The 2,981-nt window shown below is 66.6% G+C and carries 2 protein-coding genes and 1 pseudogene; 2 read left to right on the top strand and 1 reads right to left on the bottom strand.

The features are described 5' to 3' along the window. Together EN742_RS30080 and lpdA are read left to right on the top strand one after the other, a co-directional pair. Positions 1-901, top strand: a 901-nt coding sequence (locus EN742_RS30080) for a dihydrolipoamide acetyltransferase family protein (RefSeq protein ID WP_148670356.1), incomplete at its 5' end; no start/stop codon positions are given. A gap of 235 nt (positions 902-1,136) precedes the next feature. Beyond that, a complete protein-coding gene (gene lpdA, locus EN742_RS30075) occupies positions 1,137-2,549 on the top strand; it encodes a dihydrolipoyl dehydrogenase (protein WP_126057338.1) in 1,413 nt (470 codons plus the stop codon). 168 nt (positions 2,550-2,717) lie between these two features. On the opposite strand, the pseudogene EN742_RS30070 reads toward lpdA, so the two are convergent. Then, positions 2,718-2,981: pseudogene (locus EN742_RS30070) on the bottom strand (saccharopine dehydrogenase family protein); the annotation flags it as partial.

Raw genomic sequence — 2,981 nt, 5'->3', positions numbered from 1 at the left:
GAACTTGGTTTCCGGCGCGCCGCGTCCCGAAGGCGAGAAGCCTTTGGCCTCGCCCGCCGTCCGGCTGCGCGCCAGGGAAGCCGGCATCGACCTCAGGCAGGTCGCGGGTTCCGGCCCGGCCGGCCGCATCGGCCATGAGGATATCGAGGCGTTCCTGGCGCGCGGGCCGCAGGTCGCCAAAACCTCCGGTCTTGCTCGCAAGGACAATGTCGAGGACATCAAGGTTATCGGGCTGCGGCGCAAGATCGCCGAGAAGATGGCGCTCGCCAAATCGCGCATCCCGCACATCACCTATGTCGAGGAGATCGACGTCACTTCACTGGAGGAGCTGCGCGCGACGCTGAACAAGGAAAAGCGGCAGGACCGGCCGAAGCTGACGCTGCTGCCGTTCCTGATGCGGGCGATGGTCAAGGCGATCGCCGACCAGCCGAGCATCAACGCGATCTTCGACGACGAGGCCGGCATCATCCACCAGCATGGCGGCGTCCATATCGGCATCGCCGCGCAGACGCCGTCCGGGCTGGTGGTGCCGGTGGTCAAGCATGCCGAGGCGCGCGACCTGTGGGAATGCGGCGCTGAGGTCAACCGGCTGGCCGAGGCGGCGAAGTCGGGCACGGCGAGCCGCGACGAGCTGTCAGGCTCGACCATCACCATCACCTCGCTCGGCGCCATGGGCGGCGTGGCGACGACGCCGGTCATCAACTATCCGGAGGTGGCGATCGTCGGCGTCAACAAGATGATGGTGCGGCCGGTGTGGGACGGCACCCAGTTCATCCCGCGCAAGATGATGAACCTGTCGTCCAGCTTCGACCATCGCGTCATCGACGGCTGGGATGCCGCGGTGTTCGTGCAGCGCATCAAGGCGCTGCTGGAAACGCCGGCGCTGATTTTCGTGGATTAGCGGGGATGGGTTTGATCTCGAATGTTGCGGAGCAGGGATGTGGGCTCCCCCTTCTCCCCTTGTGGGAGAAGGTGTCGCCGAAGGCGACGGATGAGGGGTGTTCCAGGGAAAGCCAGCGTCTCACTCCGCTGGAACACCCCTCATCCGTCTCGGCGCTAACGCGCCGATCCTCCTTCTCCCGCAAGGGGAGAAGGAAAGGGCGCGCCGTCGCCTCCGCCGAAAGGAAGCAGTCGACATGAAAGAAATCTCCTGCAAGCTGCTCGTCATCGGCGCCGGGCCCGGCGGCTATGTCTGCGCCATCCGCGCCGGCCAGCTCGGCGTCGACACGGTGATCGTCGAGGCCGGCAAGCCGGGTGGCACCTGCCTCAATGTCGGCTGCATACCGTCCAAGGCGCTGATCCACGCCGCGGAGGAGTTCGAGAAGGTGGCGCACATGGCCGGCGGCAAGAGCCCGCTCGGCATTTCACTCACCGCGCCGATGCTTGATCTGGCCAAGGCAATCGCCTGGAAGGACGGGATCGTTAGCCGGCTGAACAGCGGCGTGGCCGGCCTGCTGAAGAAGGCCAGGGTCAAGACCGTACAGGGCTGGGCGACTTTCCGCGACGGCAAGACCGTCGAGGTTGAGACCGAGACCGGCACCCAGGTGATCCGCGCCGAGACGGTGGTGATCGCGACCGGTTCGGCGCCGGTCGAACTGCCGTTTCTGCCGTTCGGCGGCCCGGTGATCTCGTCCACCGACGCGCTGGCGCTGAGCGAGGTGCCGAAGAAGCTCGCCGTCGTCGGCGGCGGCTATATCGGGCTGGAGCTCGGCATCGCCTTCGCGAAGATGGGCGCCAAGGTCACCGTGGTCGAGGCTTTGCCACGTGTGCTGGCGCAATATGACGCCGAACTGACCCGACCGGTGGTGAAGCGGCTCGGCGAACTCGGCATCGAGGTGATGACAGGCGCCAAGGCCAAGGGGGTGTCGACCCAGGGACAGGCCGGCAAGGGCGATTCGCTGCTGGTCGAGACGGCAGACGGCAAGAACGCCAAGGTCGCCGCCGACAAGATCCTCGTCACCGTCGGGCGCAAGCCGCTCACCGAAGGCTGGGGGCTGGACCAGATCGACCTCGACATGGCCGGCAAATTCATCCGCGTCGACGAGCAGTGCCGCACCTCGATGCGCGGCATCTTCGCCATCGGCGACGTCACCGGCGAGCCGATGCTGGCGCACCGGGCGATGGCGCAGGGCGAGATGGTGGCCGAGATCGTCGCCGGTCACAAAAGAAGCTGGGACAAGCGCGCAATACCCGCCATCTGCTTCACCGATCCGGAACTGGTCACGGCCGGCCTGTCACCTGACGAGGCGAAGGCGCTCGCCGGCGAGGTCAAGATCGGGCTATTCCCCTTCGCCGCCAACGGCCGCGCCATGACCAAGCAAGGCGAGGATGGTTTCGTCCGTGTCGTCGCCCGCGCCGACAATCATCTGGTGCTGGGTATCCAGGCGGTCGGGCAAGGCGTGTCGGAACTGTCGGCGGCCTTTGGCCTGGCGCTGGAAATGGGGGCGCGGCTGGAAGACATCGCCGGCACGATCCACGCCCATCCGACGCAGGGCGAAGGTTTCCAGGAAGCAGCGCTCAAGGCGCTGGGTCAGGCGCTGCATATTTGAAAAGGTGTTATCTCCCCCCTTGAGGGGGAGATGGCCGGCAGGCCAGAGGGGGTCGGTGCGACCGGACGCGACCTCCCTTGCGACAGATCGAGGTTAGCGCTCCACGCGAAACGACCCCCTCTGTCGCCTTCGGCGACATCTCCCCCTCAAGGGGGGAGATCACCCAGCTCACCCCGCCAGCCGGCTTTCCATCTCGTGCTGGGCGTAGGCGCGGCCGAAGCGGTTGGCGAGGAAGGCGTCGAGCGCGATGTCCTCCTGGCGGACGAAGCCTTTCGCCGGCAATGTGCCGTCGGCGAGCATGTCGAGCACGGCGCAGATGCCGGAGGCGGTGGTGATCTGGATGGCGCTGCGCACCAGAGTGCCGACGCGCTTCGAGTAGATCTTGTTGGCGTAGGTTTCCTGCAGCAGGCGGCCGCTCTTGCGGCCCGAGAC

This window comes from Mesorhizobium sp. M4A.F.Ca.ET.020.02.1.1, assembly GCF_004022645.1.
In the GTDB taxonomy this organism is placed as follows: Bacteria; Pseudomonadota; Alphaproteobacteria; order Rhizobiales; family Rhizobiaceae; genus Mesorhizobium.
The sequence above is the reverse complement of the archived record's forward strand: the minus strand, read 5'-3'. Positions and strand labels throughout refer to the sequence as shown.